General features: G+C 41.5%; 14 protein-coding genes. All 14 read right to left on the bottom strand.

Annotated features, from left to right (window positions below):
- The gene (locus BMY70_RS24915) at window positions 1-609 is read right to left on the bottom strand and encodes an RNA polymerase sigma factor (protein WP_090339657.1); all 609 of its coding nucleotides are present in this window, start codon (window positions 607-609) and stop codon (window positions 1-3) included.
- 89 nt (window positions 610-698) lie between these two features.
- Window positions 699-2,003, bottom strand: a complete 1,305-nt coding sequence (locus tag BMY70_RS24910) for a T9SS type A sorting domain-containing protein (protein ID WP_090339656.1) — start codon at window positions 2,001-2,003, stop codon at window positions 699-701.
- Between the two features lie 142 nt (window positions 2,004-2,145).
- Entirely contained in the window at window positions 2,146-3,213 is a 1,068-nt protein-coding gene (locus BMY70_RS24905) for an Ig-like domain-containing protein (protein WP_218148677.1), read from the bottom strand.
- Window positions 3,214-3,303: 90 nt separating this feature from the next.
- Complete coding sequence (locus tag BMY70_RS24900; RefSeq protein ID WP_090339650.1) at window positions 3,304-3,990, bottom strand: hypothetical protein; 687 nt, start codon at window positions 3,988-3,990, stop codon at window positions 3,304-3,306.
- A gap of 596 nt (window positions 3,991-4,586) precedes the next feature.
- Complete coding sequence (locus tag BMY70_RS24895; protein ID WP_090339647.1) at window positions 4,587-6,053, bottom strand: immunoglobulin domain-containing protein; 1,467 nt, start codon at window positions 6,051-6,053, stop codon at window positions 4,587-4,589.
- Between the two features lie 469 nt (window positions 6,054-6,522).
- Window positions 6,523-8,085 carry a sulfatase family protein gene (locus tag BMY70_RS24890; protein ID WP_090339645.1) on the bottom strand — a complete coding sequence of 521 codons (1,563 nt, stop codon included), beginning with the start codon at window positions 8,083-8,085 and terminating at the stop codon, window positions 6,523-6,525.
- A 157-nt stretch (window positions 8,086-8,242) separates the two neighbouring features.
- Window positions 8,243-9,406 carry a cellulase family glycosylhydrolase gene (locus BMY70_RS24885; RefSeq protein WP_090339642.1) on the bottom strand — a complete coding sequence of 388 codons (1,164 nt, stop codon included), beginning with the start codon at window positions 9,404-9,406 and terminating at the stop codon, window positions 8,243-8,245.
- A 124-nt stretch (window positions 9,407-9,530) separates the two neighbouring features.
- A complete protein-coding gene (locus BMY70_RS24880; protein WP_090339640.1) occupies window positions 9,531-10,604 on the bottom strand; it encodes a family 43 glycosylhydrolase in 1,074 nt (357 codons plus the stop codon).
- A 19-nt stretch (window positions 10,605-10,623) separates the two neighbouring features.
- Window positions 10,624-12,699: a CehA/McbA family metallohydrolase domain-containing protein gene (locus BMY70_RS24875; protein WP_090339638.1), complete on the bottom strand. Its 2,076-nt coding sequence runs from the start codon at window positions 12,697-12,699 to the stop codon at window positions 10,624-10,626.
- Between the two features lie 75 nt (window positions 12,700-12,774).
- Window positions 12,775-13,623 carry a sugar phosphate isomerase/epimerase family protein gene (locus tag BMY70_RS24870; RefSeq protein WP_090339635.1) on the bottom strand — a complete coding sequence of 283 codons (849 nt, stop codon included), beginning with the start codon at window positions 13,621-13,623 and terminating at the stop codon, window positions 12,775-12,777.
- A gap of 138 nt (window positions 13,624-13,761) precedes the next feature.
- Window positions 13,762-14,877 (bottom strand): Gfo/Idh/MocA family protein, encoded by a 1,116-nt coding sequence (locus tag BMY70_RS24865; RefSeq protein WP_090339632.1) that lies wholly within the window; start codon window positions 14,875-14,877, stop codon window positions 13,762-13,764.
- An 89-nt stretch (window positions 14,878-14,966) separates the two neighbouring features.
- The gene (locus BMY70_RS24860; RefSeq protein ID WP_090339630.1) at window positions 14,967-15,707 is read right to left on the bottom strand and encodes a ThuA domain-containing protein; all 741 of its coding nucleotides are present in this window, start codon (window positions 15,705-15,707) and stop codon (window positions 14,967-14,969) included.
- A 35-nt stretch (window positions 15,708-15,742) separates the two neighbouring features.
- Window positions 15,743-19,291 (bottom strand): PVC-type heme-binding CxxCH protein, encoded by a 3,549-nt coding sequence (locus BMY70_RS24855; RefSeq protein ID WP_090339627.1) that lies wholly within the window; start codon window positions 19,289-19,291, stop codon window positions 15,743-15,745.
- Between the two features lie 152 nt (window positions 19,292-19,443).
- On the bottom strand, window positions 19,444-20,145 hold the full coding sequence (locus BMY70_RS24850) for a DUF3823 domain-containing protein (protein WP_229209768.1): 702 nt from the start codon (window positions 20,143-20,145) through the stop codon (window positions 19,444-19,446).
- Window positions 20,146-20,153 lie beyond the last annotated feature (8 nt).

Genomic DNA, 20,153 nt, shown 5'->3' with positions numbered 1-20,153 from the left:
TTAAATAAAAAAATGCACTAACAAAAGTGTCAAAAACTCTACTTTCCAATAGCGTTTCAGTTGTTTAATCGCAATTTGAAGAAGATTTGATACTGTTTGCGGTGAGATATTCATAATTTCAGCAATTTGCCCCCGGTCCATTTCCTGAAAAAACTTCAAATAGATTACTTCCTTCTGTCTTTCAGGAAGTTCATCGAGCAGTTTTTTAAGCTTTTTTGTAATTCCCAGGCTTGACTCGTGTTCGATGTATTCGTCTTCAACAGAAAATTCGATTTCAAAATTTCCATTGTTTTCTTCAAACGGAAAATCCGAAACCAAAGGCTTTGACTTTGCATTACGATGCATAAGACGTCGCAAAGAAGCCATCATGTAAGGCTTGACGACGATATCACTGCTTAGATTCTGGCGGCGCTCCCATAAAATCAGAAATAAATCCTGAATATTGTCTTTGACAAATTCCTTGTCTTTTGAAAATTTGCTACCGTAATGAAATAAAGTTCGAAAATGGAGGGTCATCAGGCGCTCAAAGGCATCCACTTCACCGGCAAGAAAACGTTGCCAAATGACCTTATCATCGGGAATTTCCTGTAAATGAGGGACTGAATGCATGGTTTTTTAGAAATATAGACTTCAAATTAACACAATGCACCCTACAAATCACAATAGAATTTATAAATTTATTTCTACTCAACACAAAATTACTCAACCAGGAATTTTAATGATTCCCGGTTTTGGTTTCGAATAAAAGAAAGAGTATACAATCCGGGAGACATTCTTTTGAGTGGCCTAACTTCAATAATCTCCTTATCTGTTTTCTCTTTTACCAACTCAACTTCCTGTCCTCGCAGATCGTAAATCTTCAATAAACTTAGAGCTCCAACGCCCGTGTGAACACGAATAAGATTGGGAGGTGACGGATTGGGAAATATAAAAACGCAGTCATTAATCTCCGATACAAATGTAGTTTCCTGAAAATCGATCAGATTTCCATATTTATCAATTTGTTCGAGCCTGTAATAACTCAAACCTTCAAAAGGTTTAGGATCATAACTTGAATATTCGCTGTTGTCTTCATTTTTTTGGACAGTGTTTACATATTCGTAAGCGCTTTTATCTCTGCTTTTTTTGATGACGAAAAAATCAGTATCCTTTTGGAGTCCTGCTGTCCAGGATAATAAAGCTTTTTCACTTTCCCGTTCTGCCTTAAATTGAACTAAGAATAAAGGGAGAATACCTGTAACATCACGAATTCTTAGATTTCCAAAACGAACTCTTCCTACACCGGTCCAGAATCTTATTTCAAAATTAGAAAGTTTGTTAATAGAGTAAGACGAAGAACCCGGATAAGCATCTGCCTCATCAATCAGTAACGTCTCATTAACCCATAAATCATATTTTCGGGGCATCACCTTATAATCAGGGTTTGCAGAACTCTCAGGTTTTCGGTAGATATGCCCATCAGAAGAATTGTTGAGTACCCACGTAACTGTCACGGGTGTTTGCAGGGGCAAAGGACTACTTTTTTTGTTTGTTTGAATATCATGAACTACGAAGGAAGAAGCCAAAAAGTCAATGGTAAATCGGCTAAACAAATTTGCGTTGGGCGGGAATGTACTATTGGTTCCTGAAAAATTCTCGCCTGAATAGAAGTATAACGCATTCAAATCTGCGACACTTATTTCTTCAACACTAAAAGTAATCTGGATGTATAACGTTTCAGGATTTGGAGAAAACGGAACAGCCCTAACTGCCCTGACGAGTCCGCCATTTGTAGCGACCAGTCTGGTCATATCCATATAGCCAGGACCAAACTCAAACTTGGATGCGGCGGCATTCGTCGTAACAAGGTGACTAAATTGACCCGCATCGGGATTTGCATTTACAAAAGGGCCTCCGCCTGAGAAATCCTGTTGCATGTAATTGGTCTGTGCAAAAAGCTTGTCGTCCTCAAAACTTAAAATACATACGAGGAGTACTAATGGGAAAAAGCAAGTTTTAATCATAATCGCGGCGTTATAATTAAACGGTCTTTATGTAAGACGGTATTCCCGTTTGACGTCACGCATGTATTCAATTTATTCTTAAACAAAAATCCCTTTCCGGGTAGAACCCGAAAAAGGGATTATTCAAAACATATTCTCACTATCATTCATGCATTACCTTGAAAACCCTTACCATACCATCATCCTGTTCAAGGTGGATAAAATAAACTCCGTGCACATAAGATTTCATATCCAGTTTTAGAGACGCAGAATTAACCTGTCCGTCATGCATGACCCGGCCAAACGTATCTATTAAACGAATTTTACGCACCCTTCGATTAGTCAATATAATATTCAGCACATCGTTGACCGGATTGGGATAAAGCTTCGCCCAGGTAAATTCGGGAAAGTGAACCGACTTTATACTGCTGTAAGCAAAGGTTCCGTCACGGTCAATCATCTTTAAACGGTAATAATTCAGGCCTGACTCCGGATTTTCATCCGTATAATCGTAACCATTTTTCACATTACTTATAAAGGATGCCAGAACTTCACCGAGTTTATTCCAGGATTTAGCATCCGGACTTCGCTCAATCTCGAACCTGTCACTATTCATTTCCATCGAAGTTGCCCAGGTAAGATATGATGTCACCTCCTTTTTCACCGCGTTAAAACTTATCAGTGTTACGGGCAGCGGAGATGCTGAAAGATCAATCGTAACCGTCGCTACGTTGGTTACCAACCCGGTTTTGTCACTGACTGAATAAGTAAAATAGTCAGTGCCTTCATAGTCACGTTCAGGTTTAAACAAAAACTTGCCATCTTTTTTAAACACTACACCGTGGGCCGCGACACTCTTCACGATCATACTTGTCGTATCGAGCTCTGCACACATTGACTGATCGTTTTGCAGGACATCCAAAATTAACAGTTCATTTGTTTTCCCTGACATACGGTCGTTTACTGCTGTGGGTACATTGTAAGTCAGTTCAATAGCGATCGAAATTGAAGAACTGCATCCTTCGGCATTTAAAGCTAAAACTGTGTAACTTCCCTCCTCAGATACAGCTAATTCCTTACCAGTTTGTCCGACTACTAATTCTCCGTTTTTATGCCATTCATAGCTGTCCGCGCCGGATGCTGCTGCTTTTAACCGTAACGATGTTCCCTTACATATAGAAACTGGCTTTGCGCCGCCTTGTGCAAAGGCCAAGGCGGGCAAAACGAGCATGAAAATTATATTTAAGGTTACGAATTTCATGTAATGTTTTAAAAAATATTCTTCATGAAGTATCAACAGAAGATATAATTAGAAAGCAGATTAGTTAAGAACAAGAGACGGCACGCTTGGTAAAGCAAGGTTATTGCTAATTGTCTTCGTCGCCCCTGAAACCGCACCTAAGATTTTTGTTGCAGCCGGAATGATTGCATTCGTAACTACATCGGTACCTGTAAGAACTGAATATTCTGCATTTACAGTGTAATCACCCGCTGTATTGATAGCCAGAGTATTACCATTTCCAGTTTTAGGGCCAGTCCAAGTCGGAGAAAGTACGATATTGAAAGAGCTTTTAAGAGCAGCCAAATCAACATTCGCTTGTAAGGTCAGCTCTGTACTAAACGCACCAACGCAAAAGTTATCTTTACCGCCAGTCGTTGTGATGCTCAACTGAACTTTGGGAAGTACAACAATTGTGTGTTCCACAACCTCGGAAATACAAGTTGATAACTCTTCAATTACGCCCAACGTCAAGGTATGTGTTGCAGGAACAAGGTTATTGTTAGTTGGCAGGTTAAATGTTCTTGTGAACTTACCAATTTTATCGGTAAGAACTGGTAGAGCGACACCATCCACGGTCCATATGATGGATGAGAAAAGATTAGTTCCAACCTGAGGTAACAGATTAAACTCTTGTCCGTCTAAAACATAGTAGGTTGCCGCTTTTGAAGGCATAGCAGCAAAAATTAGCATAAAGCCAAGGCACAAAGAAGTAATGATCTTTTTCATAAAAGACTGCGTTGAATTTTTGTTTAAGATTTTTGATTTAAAATTTAAAGTTTTGGTTCTGACATTTAGCAGACACACCTCTCCCGGAACCGATTTCGGCTCAACAGTAAAACAGTATGTATACCACGCGTTCTGACTAATCTGTCAAAACGATGTCCGGTAGATCAGAACAAATTGGATTCTGGTTGTTTTAATAACATATTACACTGATTTGATTAGAGGAATTATTAATTTTTTAGGGTTCTTTAACGTAATGCAAGCTTTAATTTTCCAAAATTCAGAAGGAACGATAACGAATAAACGTTAGAGAAATTCACCTTCTTATTCTAAGTAATTTTCTTCTGATAAAATCCGGGACATACTTATCCCAGCTCTGCTTTCCAAAATCACGTTCATTTCAGAAGGAGAAAAATTCATTTGAAAATATTCCGAGCACGACTTTTGCCCAATATTAATTTTGGATGATACTACTGCCATTTCAAAGCTCCTGTTTGCTCATGACATTGAAGACTAACCGACTAGCCGATCGAAGAGTACATTTTGATCATAGAAATAAATTAAGTGGTGAGAAATATTTAGAAAAGTGAGTTTATCTTTTAAGGTGCTAATGCAACGGGCGGCGATACGGGTGGATTTACAACTGATATATTGACTTTTATCCTACTCGACGGATCTCCATTCGTAAAGTTAGCTGTAACACAATTCGTTTTTTGAGTATCAACATAGTAAGATCGCTGCCCTGCTGATGAAAGATTATTTACAGAATAAGTCGATCCGGTAGCAACTGCAGAGCCCCCTGTTAAAGCTGTGTACCATTTATAGGTAAAGGCTGTAAGTACTCCATTAATATTTGCCTGTGAAGTTAAAGCATTGAGAGCTGCGGTACCTATGTTTGTGCAAGCTGTGGCATCACTTGAAGCCGGTGCACTCGGCACTCTGCGAACATCGTAAACATTTAACCCGTTTCCATTTAATCCCGTTAATCCATCCAGTGACAGGTTTGTTGCTAACGTAAAACTCACAACCACTCTATCGAATACGGCAGGACTATTTCCATTTTTGGGCGTCAGATAAGCCGTTATAACTGTTCCTCCTGCACCTCCCAGCAAATCGGAAGACAGCAAATTAAGTGTCAGCAGTGAACTAAACGGCGTAGCAGTTCCAACTTCTGTGTTCCCATTGAAAGCCTGAATTGTTAAATTTGAGGCGATATCAACATTACCAAGTGCTGCTGCGGTACCTTTGGAGAACATGATCCTCACAGCGTCACCCAAATTTGACGGTCCATTGAAATAATATGTTTGGGTCATCTTTCCAAGCAATGCCAATGTTGTCGTAAATGCCGTGGCTGTACTTATCGAATTATCAATCGCGTAGGATGGATTTACGAATGAAGACAATGTAACAGCGCCAGACGTGTTTACTTCACTTACATTTGGAAGGCCGCAATCAGCTATATTGAACGGAAACGGATTTGTATTATTTAATGCATTCCTTCCATAAAAAGCATAAAAAACATCTATTGTACCTAATCCGGCTACGGCTGCTGACACTAAACTTATCTTTATCGATTTAAAAGCACTTGCCGGAGTAACTGCCATATAAATGTTTCCATCAGCAGTATAATAAGTTTTAATTCCAGCTGGATTAAGCGCTATTGCCGAACCAGTTGCTGTTGTATTGAGATATGGTTCAACTTTAATCGCTGCTCCGCCAATTAAATTTAATAATCCAAGGGCACTGGTTGTTGTTTTAATATAAACAGTAGTGCCTCCGGGAATAACCGGGTCGGAGCTTGTTGCCAAGCCAAGTTGCAAATAAGCTGTTGATACCCCGGTTGTACTTTTTACATATAATGTGGTGGAATTGCTATTCGGTTTTACATTCGTGCTTGAATTCGCCGCACCAATGGCATTAGTTACCTTGTGATCACCGCCTACTAAAGCATTGTCTCCCCCACTTCCAATGTAAGTTCCATAAACAGCATCCGATGGCTGGCTGAGAGCCTCCAAATTCACAACGCTAACGATAAAAAAAACTGATAAGTAAAAAATTCTTCTCATAAACACTTTCAAGAACAAGAGAGCGTAGAACTATTTCTAATTCGATACAATATTATAGAATATTTACTACGCTACAAATTTTTTTTAAATATTTTTTTCGCTGATTTAACTTCGATTTTTTTTATCAAAATCCTTTATGTTAAAACCAGGTAATTTTACGTAGTCAGTTTATTTAATAGAAACACGCCTATAAAACAATATTTTATAGAAGTAAGCGTGAGAATTACCGTTAGATTGTATCAAACTTCCAATTTAATTATTTACTTCCCGAAATCTGGATCAGCTGTCTTTGCTAACAAAACGACTACTACATGATCTGGATATTATAAAATTAAACCTAAAATTGATTCGTAGTATAATACCGTAACAATATATGCATAAAATAAATATTTGTAGAATTGTTTCTAAATATTTTTTAGTAAAAAAGCCTCAATCATTCGATTGAGGCTTCGATTATTTGTTTATACAGTTAACGGCTTCCGCCAGCATCCTTAATTCTTGCCAACTCTTCTGCCATCAGCTTTATTTTGGCAGGATATTGAGATGCCACATTGTTACGCTCTCCGGGATCTTTGTTTAAATCATAAAGCTGTGGCTTAGGGTCGTTCCCAAGCTCCGTACCAGTAAGTTTGTTAAAAGGTTGATTTGTGCTTGGTTCAATATATTTCCAATTTCCTTTTGTATAGGATAAAGCTCCTCCCTGTTTGACGATACTTTCCCGGCCGATTTTCGATTTTCCGATCAGCGCATCCATAATTGCAAAGCTGTCGGTAGCTTCCGTGTCTTCAATCTTTTGCTGGAAATATTGCGCGAAAGAAGACAATAGGTCAATCTGACACACCAGTGCGTTAGAAACAGTTGCCGGTTTGATCGTCCCGGTCCAGCGGACCAACCAGGGAACCCTGCTTCCACCTTCAAAGGCGCTGTATTTTCCTCCCCGCAACACGCCAGCTGGCTTGTGTCCTTCTGATAATTCAACCGCCTTATCCGCGTAACCATCATCCAGAACCGGGCCATTGTCGCTTGAAAAAATGATCATTGTGTTCTCTTCCAGGCCCAGCGATTTCAATTTTTTAAGGATCTCCCCGACCGTCCAGTCCATTTGCAGGATTACATCACCTCGAAGTCCCATTTTGCTTTTTCCTTTAAATTCCGTGCTTGGCATGCGCGGAACATGTATGTCGTTCAATGAGAAATAAAGAAAAAAAGGATTTTTCTGGTTTTCTTCAATAAACTGTTCGGCCTTATCTAAAAATACATGTGCGATTTCCTCATCTGCCCAACGGGCACGTTTCCCTCCGCTCATCCAACCAATTCGCCCGATACCATTTACAATTGTATTACTATGTCCGTGATCCGGCGAAGCCAGCAATTTCAGCAACTCAGGATTCTCTTTTCCAGTTGGTTCCTTTCCTATTTTTTCTACGTAATTAACTTCAATAGGATCTTCTTTTTCATACCCGACAATGTCATGATTTTCAATAAAAACTGTTGGAACACGATCTGAGGTTGCAGGAAAAAAGTAGGCGTAATCGAAACCAACCTCATTCGGACCAACTTTTAACGGTTTGTTCCAATTAATATCCTTTCCAGGACTTCCCAGGCCAAGATGCCATTTACCAACAACGCCGGTCTTATATCCTGCATTTTGAAAAACCAGTGGCAACGTAATTTTATCAGTCGGAATAATCAGCGAAGCATTGCCGGGTAAAACTCCGGTGCCCTTTTTTCGCCAGGGATAATTCCCTGTCATCAGCGCATAACGTGATGGCGTGCAGGTTCCCGACGTTGCATGTGCATTTGTAAATTTCAAACCTTCCTTTGCCAGTCGGTCTATATTGGGTGTGCTGATTTTTGTGGCGCCATAAGCACTCAAATCTCCATAACCCAGATCGTCGGCATAAATAAAAATTACGTTGGGTTTTTGAGATTTCTTTTGCCCGACAACAATATGCCGTGTAGAAAGTAAGAGAAGGATTACAAAAAAGAGTTTTGTACAGTTGTTTATGGTGTTGAATAACAGGCGAATCATGGTTCAGGAAAATTACTGATGATGGGTTTAGTTATATAGATTTCAACGTCTCATCAAATATAGTGGTAAACTGTTTGAGAATTTCTGTGCTGAACTGTACAAAAAATCCCGAAACAGTCTCAAGACCGCTTCGGGATTGAAATTACTTCTGTACAGATTATTTACGCGCAGTCAGTTTTTTGATCAGATCCACCTCTGCTTGCTTGTAAGGCGTTCCGTCTTTTCTGAAAATATCGTGAAACCAAAGCGGTGGTTCGCTGGTGTAAGTTTTTTTCCAGCTATCCCAGGGATAAATTGTCTGCGATTTTCCATCCACCAGCCCCCAGTTAATGGCGCCAACATTATATTTTTTTGCGATCGGCAATGAGCCTTCAAAAAAACTTCCATTTCCACGCGACATATATTCCGTGCAAATCATCGGGCGGTCGTATTGCTGCAGTTGCTTGATCCGTTTTTCAAATTCCTGCGCACTGTCGTAATTATGGAAAGAAATCACATCAGACTCATCGATACTAGCTTTTTCGATTGGTTTCAAGGTTTCGTAGGAAGTCCAGTCGCCAGCCCAAATACCAGCCGTAAGTGGTTGCTCTGGATTTTCTGTTCGTGCCCATGCAAATGCTTTTTTCATCAAGGGCAGAACGTAATCAACTTTATTGGGAAGCTCTACTTTGCCGTAAGAACTGTTATTGGTATTGTCCGGTTCATTCCAGATATCCCAGGCAAGCACGCGGTCATCATCAGCGAATTTGCCGACAACACCTTTCACATACCGCTCCAGACGTGGATATTGAGTACTGTCTTTTAAGGCATTAAATCCTGGACTTTGTACCCAGCCAGAATTATGAACCCCGGGTTTGGGTGCGCGCTGTGTCCCTAACTTTGGAAAAGGATCCCAGCAGGAATCAAAAAGTACAAGAACGGGCCTGATTTTATGTTTATCAGCAATAGAAAGGAAAGTATCCAAACGTTTTAAAAATCCGGTTGAATCTTGTTGCCAGAGTAAGTCGTGCAAATAAACGCGCATGGTATTCATGCCGATTCCTTCTGCCCAGCCAAGTTCTTTATTTATCGTAGCCGTATCAAAGGAAGCTTCCTGGAACATTTCAAGCTGGTTGATGGCCGTGCTTGGCAAAAAGTCAGCACCAACGATCCATTCCTGTTTGCCATACCAGTCTTTTGCCTGCTCTTTTGTCCAGATTTCCCTGGCTGCTGTTTTCTCTTCTGTGCTTGTTTCTTCCTTTTTGTCCTCCGCTTTCTTGGCACAGTTTTGGAAGGAAAGGCCAATAAGTAATGCCCAGACTGTTTTTCTTAAATATTTCATTTATTAAGGTTTAAAGTTAAGCTTTGTTTTTTTCACGCAAAGAGGGGAAGACAAGTGCAAAGAACGCTAAGCTTTTTCCTTGCGAACTTAATTTTAACTTCCCTGCTTTGCGTGGAAAACCCTGTTATTTGAAAAAAGGAGCTTCCCGCTCATCCATACTTGGTTCTGCATTCAAAATTTCCGGCCAGCCGTTTTTCCAAGAAACTTTATCCAGCATTAAAAACCGACGGTTAGCTCCGGTTGGTACCTTTGGATTTTTGACATCTATCGCGTGATACAATATCCAGTCGTTTCCATTTGAATCTGTTATCAATCTGGAATTATGCCCCGGACCGGCGATGGTTTGAGTACGTTGAAGGAGGACGGACCCCGACTTTCTTTCGCGTAAATCTTTTCCGTCCTTATCAACATAAGGCCCAAACAGATTTTTTGACCTTCCGACACGGACATTGTATTTACTATCGGCAGCTTCGCAGCAACTTTCCTTGGAGCCAAGGAAGTAGTAAAATCCGTCGCGTTTGTGAATCATGACCGCTTCAAAATCCCCGGCTGCTACTTTTATTTTTTTGCTCGGATTTGGTACGGATTTTCCGTCCTCCGACAGTTCTACACCATAGGTACCTTGTGTTGGAGCATCACTGAAACTTCCCCAAAAAAGATATTTCTTACCTTGGTCTTCAATATAAAATGGATCAATGGAGTTGGGTACATTTATTTCTTTACTTGAAAACAATTTCCCCTGATCAATAAAAGGCCCGGCTGGCGCATCTGCAACTGCCAATCCTATTCCCGGATCAGGATCTCCCCAGGTAGAAAACGCATAGTACATATGGTACTTACCATTCACCTTTACAACTTCAGGCGCCCAGATACCCCCTTTTTCTTTCCAGCTTGGCTTGGTCAGAAATGCGTCTTTTTCATAAGTCCAGTTAACCAGATCTTTGGATCGGACTATCGCAACCAAATGGGCAGGATTTCCATCTCCCCAGTTATCCTGCGTTCCATATGCATAAAACCAGCCATCATCCGCTTTCACAATCGTCGGGTCTGCGAGGATCGGTTCAAAAACCGGGTTATGATATTTGTGAGAACTGGTCCTGGCCCTCGGGCTTTTTTCCCTGACTTCTACTGTCTGAGCAAAAGCATTTGCCCAAAAAATAGTTAGGAAAGTCAACAATGTAACTTGTAATCTCTTCATATCTAAGTTTATCAATTCGTTATTCTAACCAGATAATTTGCGAAAATGCGCCATTCACGGCCACGTCCCAAACTTCCACCCTCACCCATTTTCTATTTTTAAGATTTTGAGAAAAATGGAAAGTCTTTTGTCCGAAAGCCTGCGTATCGTGCAGATTGACCACTTCCCGAAAAACTTCCTTTCCATCACCGGAAATTATTTCAGCCTTATTTAATGGAAACGTCCAGCTTGTTTCCAGCGTTATGTCAGCGACACCATTCGCATCAAGTTTCGCAGTTTCTCCTGATTTTTTGTCATTTACTTTAAAAGTGGGAATGAGAATTTCTCCGGTTGTCGAAAAAAACTTTCCGGTTTCCATAGCAGTTAACACCGGTTGCCAGCCCTTTTTAAATTCCGGCATTTCGTCGAGCTGCAGATAATTGACATTCAAGTGACCGTAAAGTTCATATCCAGGTTCAATTCTGAATAAATCTGCCTCAGCGATTACATGTTTTTTCTGACCCCAGTTTGCCATATCGTCCATTAAATCCAGTACGCGTTTCCCCAACTTATCTTGTGAAAGATCCGCAGGCATTGCTTTCCAGGCTGAACCTAAAAAACGATCTGATTTATAAAAAGCTTCATCCTTATACTTGTCAGGAAAACCGGTGGAACCTTTGGTTCGCGCATGTGCTGTCCAGGCAAGGCCTTTTTCGATTTCAAGTAATCTGAGCATATCCTCCTTACTTCCAACTCTGTACAATTTTCCATAGATCGGATGATCTTCGACAAAAGGTTCGTCTTTGCCTCTTGTCATAATCCAATAAACAGGTTTGGGGAAAATATTCATCCAATGTCCGCCGAAGAAATTGTTTGGTTCCTCGCCCGGCAACAACAGAAAATTACCGCCGGAAAGTCTTGCACATTCTTCAAACAGCGTTTTTTGCTCCGTCCATCTTTTCACTTCAGGCCCTTTCGGACTGCCCGGACCGTGGAATTCACCCAAGTGAACAATGTTGACTCCCGTATTTCTAAACGCTTTTACAAAACCCGGCATTTCCGGCATTGGTTTATGCGTCAAAACATCGTCCACATGCTCCTGATGAAAATGGCTCGCCATCGTATAATAACCTTCCACAGGTTTGTAGACATCATTATGCGTAAACGCTTTCACTTTTTCCAAAACCTTCCCGTCTTTTTCTGCACTGATCAGACAGAAAAAATTCAGATGTTGCTCCGTACCGGGAGGTGAATTGAACCACGGAACCCAGCGTCTGTCGCCCAGCATATCATTCCGAATTCCGATCCCATAACCGGGAATAAGTTTTCTGTAATTATTGCCAAACCAGGTGTGATTTAAATTATAGCAATTATCCAGCGGATAAAAATATTGATGCGGCGCAGGAAAAACGGCCATACTCCCCTCTTTACTCTGTCCAATAATTGTTCGGTATTTCACTTCAAGTTCCTGTCCCTCCTCTTTGCCATCCAGCTTTTTATCCTGAACATATTGCTGCGTATCCGACCAGAATATTTTTTCCCAGGGAGTCTGTTGACTCACTAATCCTGCGTCATAAATTATGGCAACAGAATCGCGCTTTGTTGTCAGTTCAGCAGCAATATTCAGCAACGGACTTCCATTATACAAGGTGATATCGATGGAGCCTGAAAATGGTCCGGCTGTTGCTCCTTCCATTCTGATTTTGGTATGCGTTCCTGAGGAAATAACTTTCACACCGCTTTTTACCAGCTTCACCGTATAGGTTTCATAGGGCAAATAGGCCGTTTTGTCAAAGAAAATATTCCAGCCATTTTGTGATATAAGATCACGCTTACCAACATTGACGATAAATGCCGGATCCATATCTTTCGAAACAATATGTGAAATATTATTTTCAAACACTTGAATCGTACTGAAAAGAGGTTTTTCGCCCCGAAGATCAAATGAGATTTTCCCGTTTTCTGTTGTTCCGGTGGGCCAGCTGACATTCAGCAGATTGTCTTTTACTTCAACCTGTACATTACTCTTTTTATCAAAACTTTTAAGGTCGACCGAGACCTGGGCAAAGGCTGCGCCGGAAATCGTGATCAACACAAAAAGGATCAAATTTTTCATGGCTAATAGGTTTTAGTTTATCTTTTAGGTTCCGACGAAGTGATTTGTAAATGACTCTTAAAGCAAAGGCAGTTTTTACGAAAAAATACGCTTGTAAAATTCAAGTCCTTCGATAGCCAGCTCATCCGCACTGTTTGCCAGCGGCCGCCAGATACAAGCCGCTCTTGCCAATTCTTTGGAAGGTTGTCCAAAAGTTTCGATTACAACCGCTCCGTCGTAACCAATTTGTTTCAGTGCTACACCGATACCATCCCATTCCAGATGTCCGGTTCCGGGAGTTCCCCGATCGCTTTCATTGCCCTGTACATGGCAAAGCAGATCCTTACCGATTTTCCTGATCGAAGCCGGAATATCTTTTTCTTCAATGTTCGCATGAAAAGTATCCAGCACGATTTTAAGGTTTGGGCTGGAAACTTCATTGACAATTGATAACGCCTGATCCACAGTGTTGACCATATCCGTTTCAAAACGATTCAATGGCTCCAAACCGACATCGACGCCATAATCTGCTGCAACGGTTCCAATTTCTCTTAATGTCTCCACACACCAGGCCCGTTCCTGTTTTTTCTGTTCGTCCGCAACCAGTCGAGTTTTTCCAACAGCCGAATAAACAGGTCCGCCGAATATAGGACTTCCTACATTGGCTGCAATTTTGATACAATCAATAATATATTCTTTTCCAAGTTTCCGGTATTTGGGATCAGTGCTGGAAATATCACGTTCTATGCCAAACGCGCCGCTGATGGTGATTTTCAGATCAAGATCCCGGGCTACGTCTTTTATTGTATCCCAGTCGATAAGGCTGGTATCTTCCACGGCTATTTCAATAATGTCATAGCCCATATTTTTCACTTTGATGAGCAGATCAACGTTTTCTGTTGAAAATGGAGATACCCATATAAATGTACTTGCTCCGAATAACATGGTTTTTGAGGATTGACATGATATATTAATAACCATGGGCGGTGCCCATGGCTAAGATATTTGAGCCGTTGGGCTCATGGCACAAATTCATTTTTTCGCAAAATTTGCAAATTTGGCAGGATGAATTCTCTGTCTGTTTTAGTCGAAAGTTGGAACGTTTACACGGATACCACCATTCATTGCAGACTCATGTGCACAAATTCCGGCACAGGTATAGTTGGCTGCCAGTGCTGCGTCTACTGCCGAATCTCGTCCTTCAATAATTGCCGCCACGAATTCCTGCACTAAATGCGGATGGGAACCGCCGTGGCCTGCTCCCTGCAAAAATGAAACGTGGTTCGGATCGTCTATTTTTTCACGTTTTGTAAAATGTTTGATTGGCTCGATAAGCAATTCATCGGTATCCGGCACGTCGATTCGGACAGCGTTTTCACCGCCATCAAAAATCACGTGACTTTCATCCTGCAACTGTTCCCATTCGAAGGACATTTTGGTACCATAAACATCGTAGCTTTCGCGGTACTGACGCACTACATCAAATAATGAACGAGTGGCTTCTGCAACAACGTCGGAATTTTTCAAGGTGAAAGTTGCAGTTTCTACCGCAAAAGGAGAACCGTAACGACTTGCCAAATCCTCAGAAAGACGACCAGATCCGTGGCATACTACGGTTTCAGCTTTTGTGTTGTTTATTTTTAAAAGAGGCGAAATTGCATGTGTTCCGTTCAACATCGGTGGATATCCTTTCCAGTATTCTCCCCATCCCTCCATACTCATATCCTGAATATGCGAACCGCGAACGAATTGAATTCTTCCCAGATCACCGTTTTCAGCCAGTTTTAATCCGTACAAAAATTCACGAGTATATAGTGCTGTTTCCATCATCATATACACTTTATTGGCTTTGCGTTTTGCTTCGACAATGGCTGTGCAATCTTCTACTGTCATTGCCATCGGGATGGTACAGGCGGTATGTTTTCCTGCATTTAATGAAGCGAGGGTCATTTTTGCATGTTCAGGAACGGGGGTTACGATATGGATGGCGTCTACATCTTCTCTTTTGGGAATGTCTTCGAAATGTTCAAAAACCAGATTTTTGTCCAGATTAAATTTAGCAGTCAGCTCATCACGGGTTTCTTTGCTGCGTGTGCAGATACCGACAGCTTTTATATTCGGGTGACTTTGATAAATAGGAATAAATTCTTTTCCAAAACCCATTCCTACGATAATGACTGTGATTTGCTTCTGACTCATGATTTGCATTTTTTATAGTTGATAATCGATGGGCGCTGCCCACCGTTGAGATATGGCGCCCTTTCAGGGCTTTTCGGATTTTTGCTTCTCTATTTGCCGGCGGCCCATTTTACTGAGTTTCGCAGGATTGTTTTGTAGGGTTCAATCGTATGTGATTCTGCGTCGTGGCCCAGGGCAATTCCTACAATTCTTCCCTTAGGATATTTGACGATGAAAACACTTGGGAATACTTTTTCAGAATCTGCTGCTTTGGCAGTTGCCAATACTTCGATAGGTGTTGCTTCCGGCGCGGCGATATAGTAATATAACTCGTCTTTTAAGCCGAACGTCACTGGAACACCTTTCATAACAGGATGTTTTGTATTGGTGATCGTCACATCGAACGGGCCATATTTATTATGGCCTTTTGATCCTCCGCCTACAAGTTTCTGGTTGTATTCCGGCCAATCATTCCAGTTATACCACAAGGCTGGATGCGCGAGTACCAAGCCTTTCCCTGAATCTACAAAAGCAAAAATCGCTTTTCGTGTTGCCGGATCGCTGATGGGTTGATTATTGCTTAAATATAAGACATCGATATTCGGTAATTTTGATAGAATCATCGATGAATCGCTGGTATATTCCACAGCCGCAAATCCATTTTTTTGTAACGTTGCAACGTCCTCCTGCTTATACCAGCGGTCGAAATCATGGGAATTTCCTCCGCCAACAAGCAGAACACGAATTGCATTCTTTTTAGATAAACTAGCGTCATGATTTTTTGCAAAGCCGAATCCAAAAAAGATTAGCAGCAGAAAACTCAGACTGGTTTTGAAAATTGAATTGGTCATCGGTAATATGTTGAATTGAAAAATGGATAGTTCGATTATTTTGTCACCCGCATGATTCCGTTCATTCCCCGCCAGTGGCCCGGAAATGTGCAGGCATATGGATAATCCCCTGGTTCATTCGGTACCGTAAATTCAAGCGTCGCAGTTTCACCGGTATTGATTAATTTAGTCGAAAATAAAACCTCAGGTATTTTGGGCACATACTGTTTTTCCGCCGCCTTCGGATCTGACAACATTTCATCAGCTGCTTTCCCGACTTTTTGCAATGTTCCCGGTATCAGAATTAACATATTGTGCTGCATGCCATCCGGATTTTCCAGATTAATAACCACCTTCTGGCCCGCTTTTACTGTGATCAGTTTTTTATCATACTGCATTACCTCCTTTTCAACTTTCAGATCAATGACAAGTGCATTTCCAGATTTTGGACTGGAAGCCGTTTTGGCTGTTTTCACTTCGTCTACTTTGTTTGCATCCGGATTACTTAATTCCAGACTTGCTTTCTGAAAATTGCCTTCGAAGCCGTAACGTCCGTCATAATTTCCGATCTTGTCATCACCTTCGCCATCTTCGCCTGTCCTCACCGTACCAGAAAGCGGAGCATTAAACAACATGTGGGCTTTTCCCTCTGCTGCAAGTTTTCCGTCGATCTCAATAGAAATTTTTCCTGTTTGAGTTAAACTTGCAACAACGTCAAATTTTTCAGGAAGTGGTTCCGTGGTTGCTGCCTGGCTCCAGGAACCATGTTGTTTCACAGCCATGATCAACTTCCCATTCTGAATATATAAAGCATATCCACCGTCTTTCCCTCCTTGTCCTGCGATAAAACCTTTTAACTCACGGTCTTTTGATTTCGTAAGGCTGGCCCGGATAATAATTTCCTTGCCAGTAACATCCGGTGGAAACTGCATCGTATTTCTTCTTCCCAAAGGATAAACTTCTTTACGCAAAGCTGCCTCGATCTGATCTGAAAATATTGATTTTGCCGACTGTTTTTCAGCGGCTTCTAAAAATCCCTTTTCATGAACGATGGCCGCCGCAAGTATCGCTTTAGACAACCAGCCGTCTTTCGCATTTTGCTCGTCGAGAGATGCCTGATATAGTGCAGCACCAATTTTTGCAGAAGCTGGAAATTCTACCAATGACGCAAACGCGGTCAGGCGCGTATTCAGGTTCGGGTCTTTCATCAATTTTTCAATTAATTCGAAACTCTGATCGTTTTTCGGCAAAACGTTAGCAGCTGCTTTTCTTACACCAGCTGCCGGATGCGTAACTGCTTTGCTGGCTACCTGCAGGGCTTCTGCATCAGCCCCATTCAGTAACCCCAAACCGTGCAATGTCCACAATGCGTGTACTGCAGGACTATTCAAGCCAATTTCGTCAACCTTTTGATTGTTGATAATTTTATATAATGCCGGAGCGACAGATACATTTTTTGATTCTACCAGTAAACGCTGCGCCGTCATACGCCAGAACATGTTATCGTTTTCAAGCGCAGCAATCAATCCCGGCAAATCCCTTTTGGAAAGTTTTATAGCAGGAGATTTTTTTCCGTTTTTATAAACAACACGATACACACGACCGTGATTTAAGTCCCGCATCGGGCTGCTGAATGCATTACCCGGACCATGTGGTTGTTCTTTAAAAGGCATAATAAATTCTGCGGGAGACTGAGCCGGGACGAAGACATTATGCTGGATAATGAAATTGTACCAATCCGCGATCCAGACCGCTCCATCCGGACCCACTTCTGCCTGCACCGGCCCAAACCATTCGTCGGAACTGGCCATCAGATTCCATCCATCTTTTTCTTTGAAACCGGCTCCATCAGGTTCAACAATGGCATTATGTACCAGACGAATTGTCGGTTCGGAAACAAAGGCTACGCGGTTCCAATATTCTTTCGGGTAATTTCTCGCCGTGTAAAAGTGGTGACCAGCCGCCGAAGTAAAACCGCCTACAACATCCACCTGCCTCAAATTCGGTGTCATCGAGTGAGCGTCATAGTGGCCGTCAATTTTCTGGACAGCCAAAATTGCTGGTTCCTCTGTTGCGATCGAACGCTGAAGATATTTCGCAGGCATCGAATAAAATGCACTGTGTGTGTTGTTGGCGGTTGAAAGAAATACGTTGGCATCCTCAGAAAAGCCTAAACCCCAGGTATTGTTGTTACTAGCCCCCAGATATGCAAAATCTTTTCCGTCTGGTTTGAAATTATAAACGCCTTGTGAAAAATTCAGTTTATCTCCGTTGATCGTTCCCTTAAAACCTGAATAACCATTGACGCCCCAGATTTTATTGTCAAAACCATATTGCAAATTGGATGGTCCGGCGTGCGTATCATTTTTCCCCCAGCCCGTCATGATGACTTCCCTAACATCAGCGACATCATCTCCATTAGTGTCTTTCATAAAAACAAAATCCGGAGCCATGGACACGATGATCCCGTCATTTGAAAAAACCATACTTGTTGGGATATTGAGTTTATCAGCAAAAACGGTGAACTTATCCGCCTTCCCATCATCGTCGGTATCTTCACAAATTTTAATCCGGTCATTTGCGGCGCCGTCCGTTTCCTTGAAGGTATTCGGATAATCCACGGACTCGACAACCCAAAGCCTGCCGCGCTCATCCCATGCCATTGCGATCGGGTTTGTAATATCGGGTTCCTGCGCAAAAAGCTGTATTTCGAAATCAGCCGGAACTTGCGTTAATTTATTCGATTCAGCAGGTGATAAAGCGTCCTGCATTTTTGGAACAATATGCCGTTTTGTATACTTTGAAATTGTATCAGCATTGTAAATGTCAGAATTTGGAATGTTCAACGCAGCGATCTGATTGTTAACATTTTCGCCAACAGCCCATAACACGCCGTTTCTTACGAGATCTAGAAATCCTTTGTTTGTCCAGGTTGCATCATCGTGACCATAGGCAGTATAGAATACACGCCCTTTTCCCTGATTTCTGACCCAGGTATATGGTTCATGATGGTCACCCTCCACCCTTTCTCCCAAAATGATTTTGTCAGGATTCAGATTTTTGTGAACATAGGTTTCATCAAAAGTTTCAAAATCTGTGATCCCTTTCATCACCGGATGGTCAGGTTTCAGGATTGTATTTTCAAAAGTGCCCGTTTTATGGGAAGCGAATTGTCCTCCAATTGTTTTGATATACCAGGGAGAATTTTTAAAACAACCTGTCGCTGAATGCAGCGGAATCAATCCTTTACCACCTTCGACAAATGCCTTCATCGCACTTTCCTGGGACGGAGATAAGGAATCGTGGTTTGCATAGATGATCAATCCGTCATATTTATTTAAATTTCCAGGATTTAAATCTTTGGTATCAACTGTATAAGTCATATTGATCCCACTTTGAAAAAGCTTGATTGCAAGCCAGGGAGCATACTTTCCTGAATCATGATGTTTGCTCGTGTGTCCAAGAAAAAGCACTTCGCCCCGTCTGCCTTTATTTTTCACGCTTCCGGTTTTTGCACTGAGGGAAGTTGTTTTATTGTGCGCGCAGCCAAGTGCAAATAATCCAATAAAAAGCACGCTGATATATTTCCTCGTTACTCCATTCATTTCAATCTGATTTTCATTAACGTGATTATTTCGCGGACCCGTCTTTATCGTTGTCTGCGATTGCTCTTTTTGAGATGTTATTTATTACAGTTACCGAGCCTTTGTTTTGCAGAAAGGGAATTGATAAATGTCCCTTTCTGCAAAACATTTTTTTATAACTGCACCTTTTCAACCGTTGAGAAGACCATATCCTCTACGTCTCTGATTTTAACACCGACACGTGCATATACGTAGTTCTGCGCCGTTGGCAACGCCGGCACTGTGGTGATCAGACTTATTGTATTTAAATCTTTGATATCTGATCCGTTTACGTCTTTTACGGAAATATTAACTCCACGCGAAACAAACTGGGAAGTATTTACATAAAGGGAGACGCGCTCAATCTCTTTCGAATCCACCCCAGTAATAATCTTCTCAAGTTTTAATGAAACTGAAACTTTGCTTTCTCCTCCGCTGAACTTTGTATTACGGATCATGTAATAAGGCAAAACTTCCAAATCCAGTTTTTGATTTCCGGCTACTTTTACAAATAGCGTATCCATTACGGCTGCATCTTTAACAATGGTTTTAAACGGTCCGTCTCCTTTCGGAAAAACTAGTTTGTAGTCGCCGTTAAAAAGCAGGGCAGAATATGCTCCGTCCTGGCTTACACCTGCGTCAATTGCCGCCAGTTTTCCAAAGCCAGGCTGCCAGAGCTGGACTCTTACCTGAGCGAACTCCACGCCCACAGGTTCACCTTTGTAGACGATTTGACCAGCCAGCTCAGATTTTGGAGCCGTATAATTATCTTTATCACAGGAAAAAAACAGCGAAGACAACGCCAGCGTGTATATCAAATGAAACTTCATTTTCATAATATCGT

This window comes from Dyadobacter koreensis, assembly GCF_900108855.1.
GTDB classification, from domain to species: Bacteria; Bacteroidota; Bacteroidia; order Cytophagales; family Spirosomataceae; genus Dyadobacter; species Dyadobacter koreensis.
Note: the sequence above shows the minus strand (reverse complement) of the source record. Positions and strands in the feature narration are given on the sequence as shown.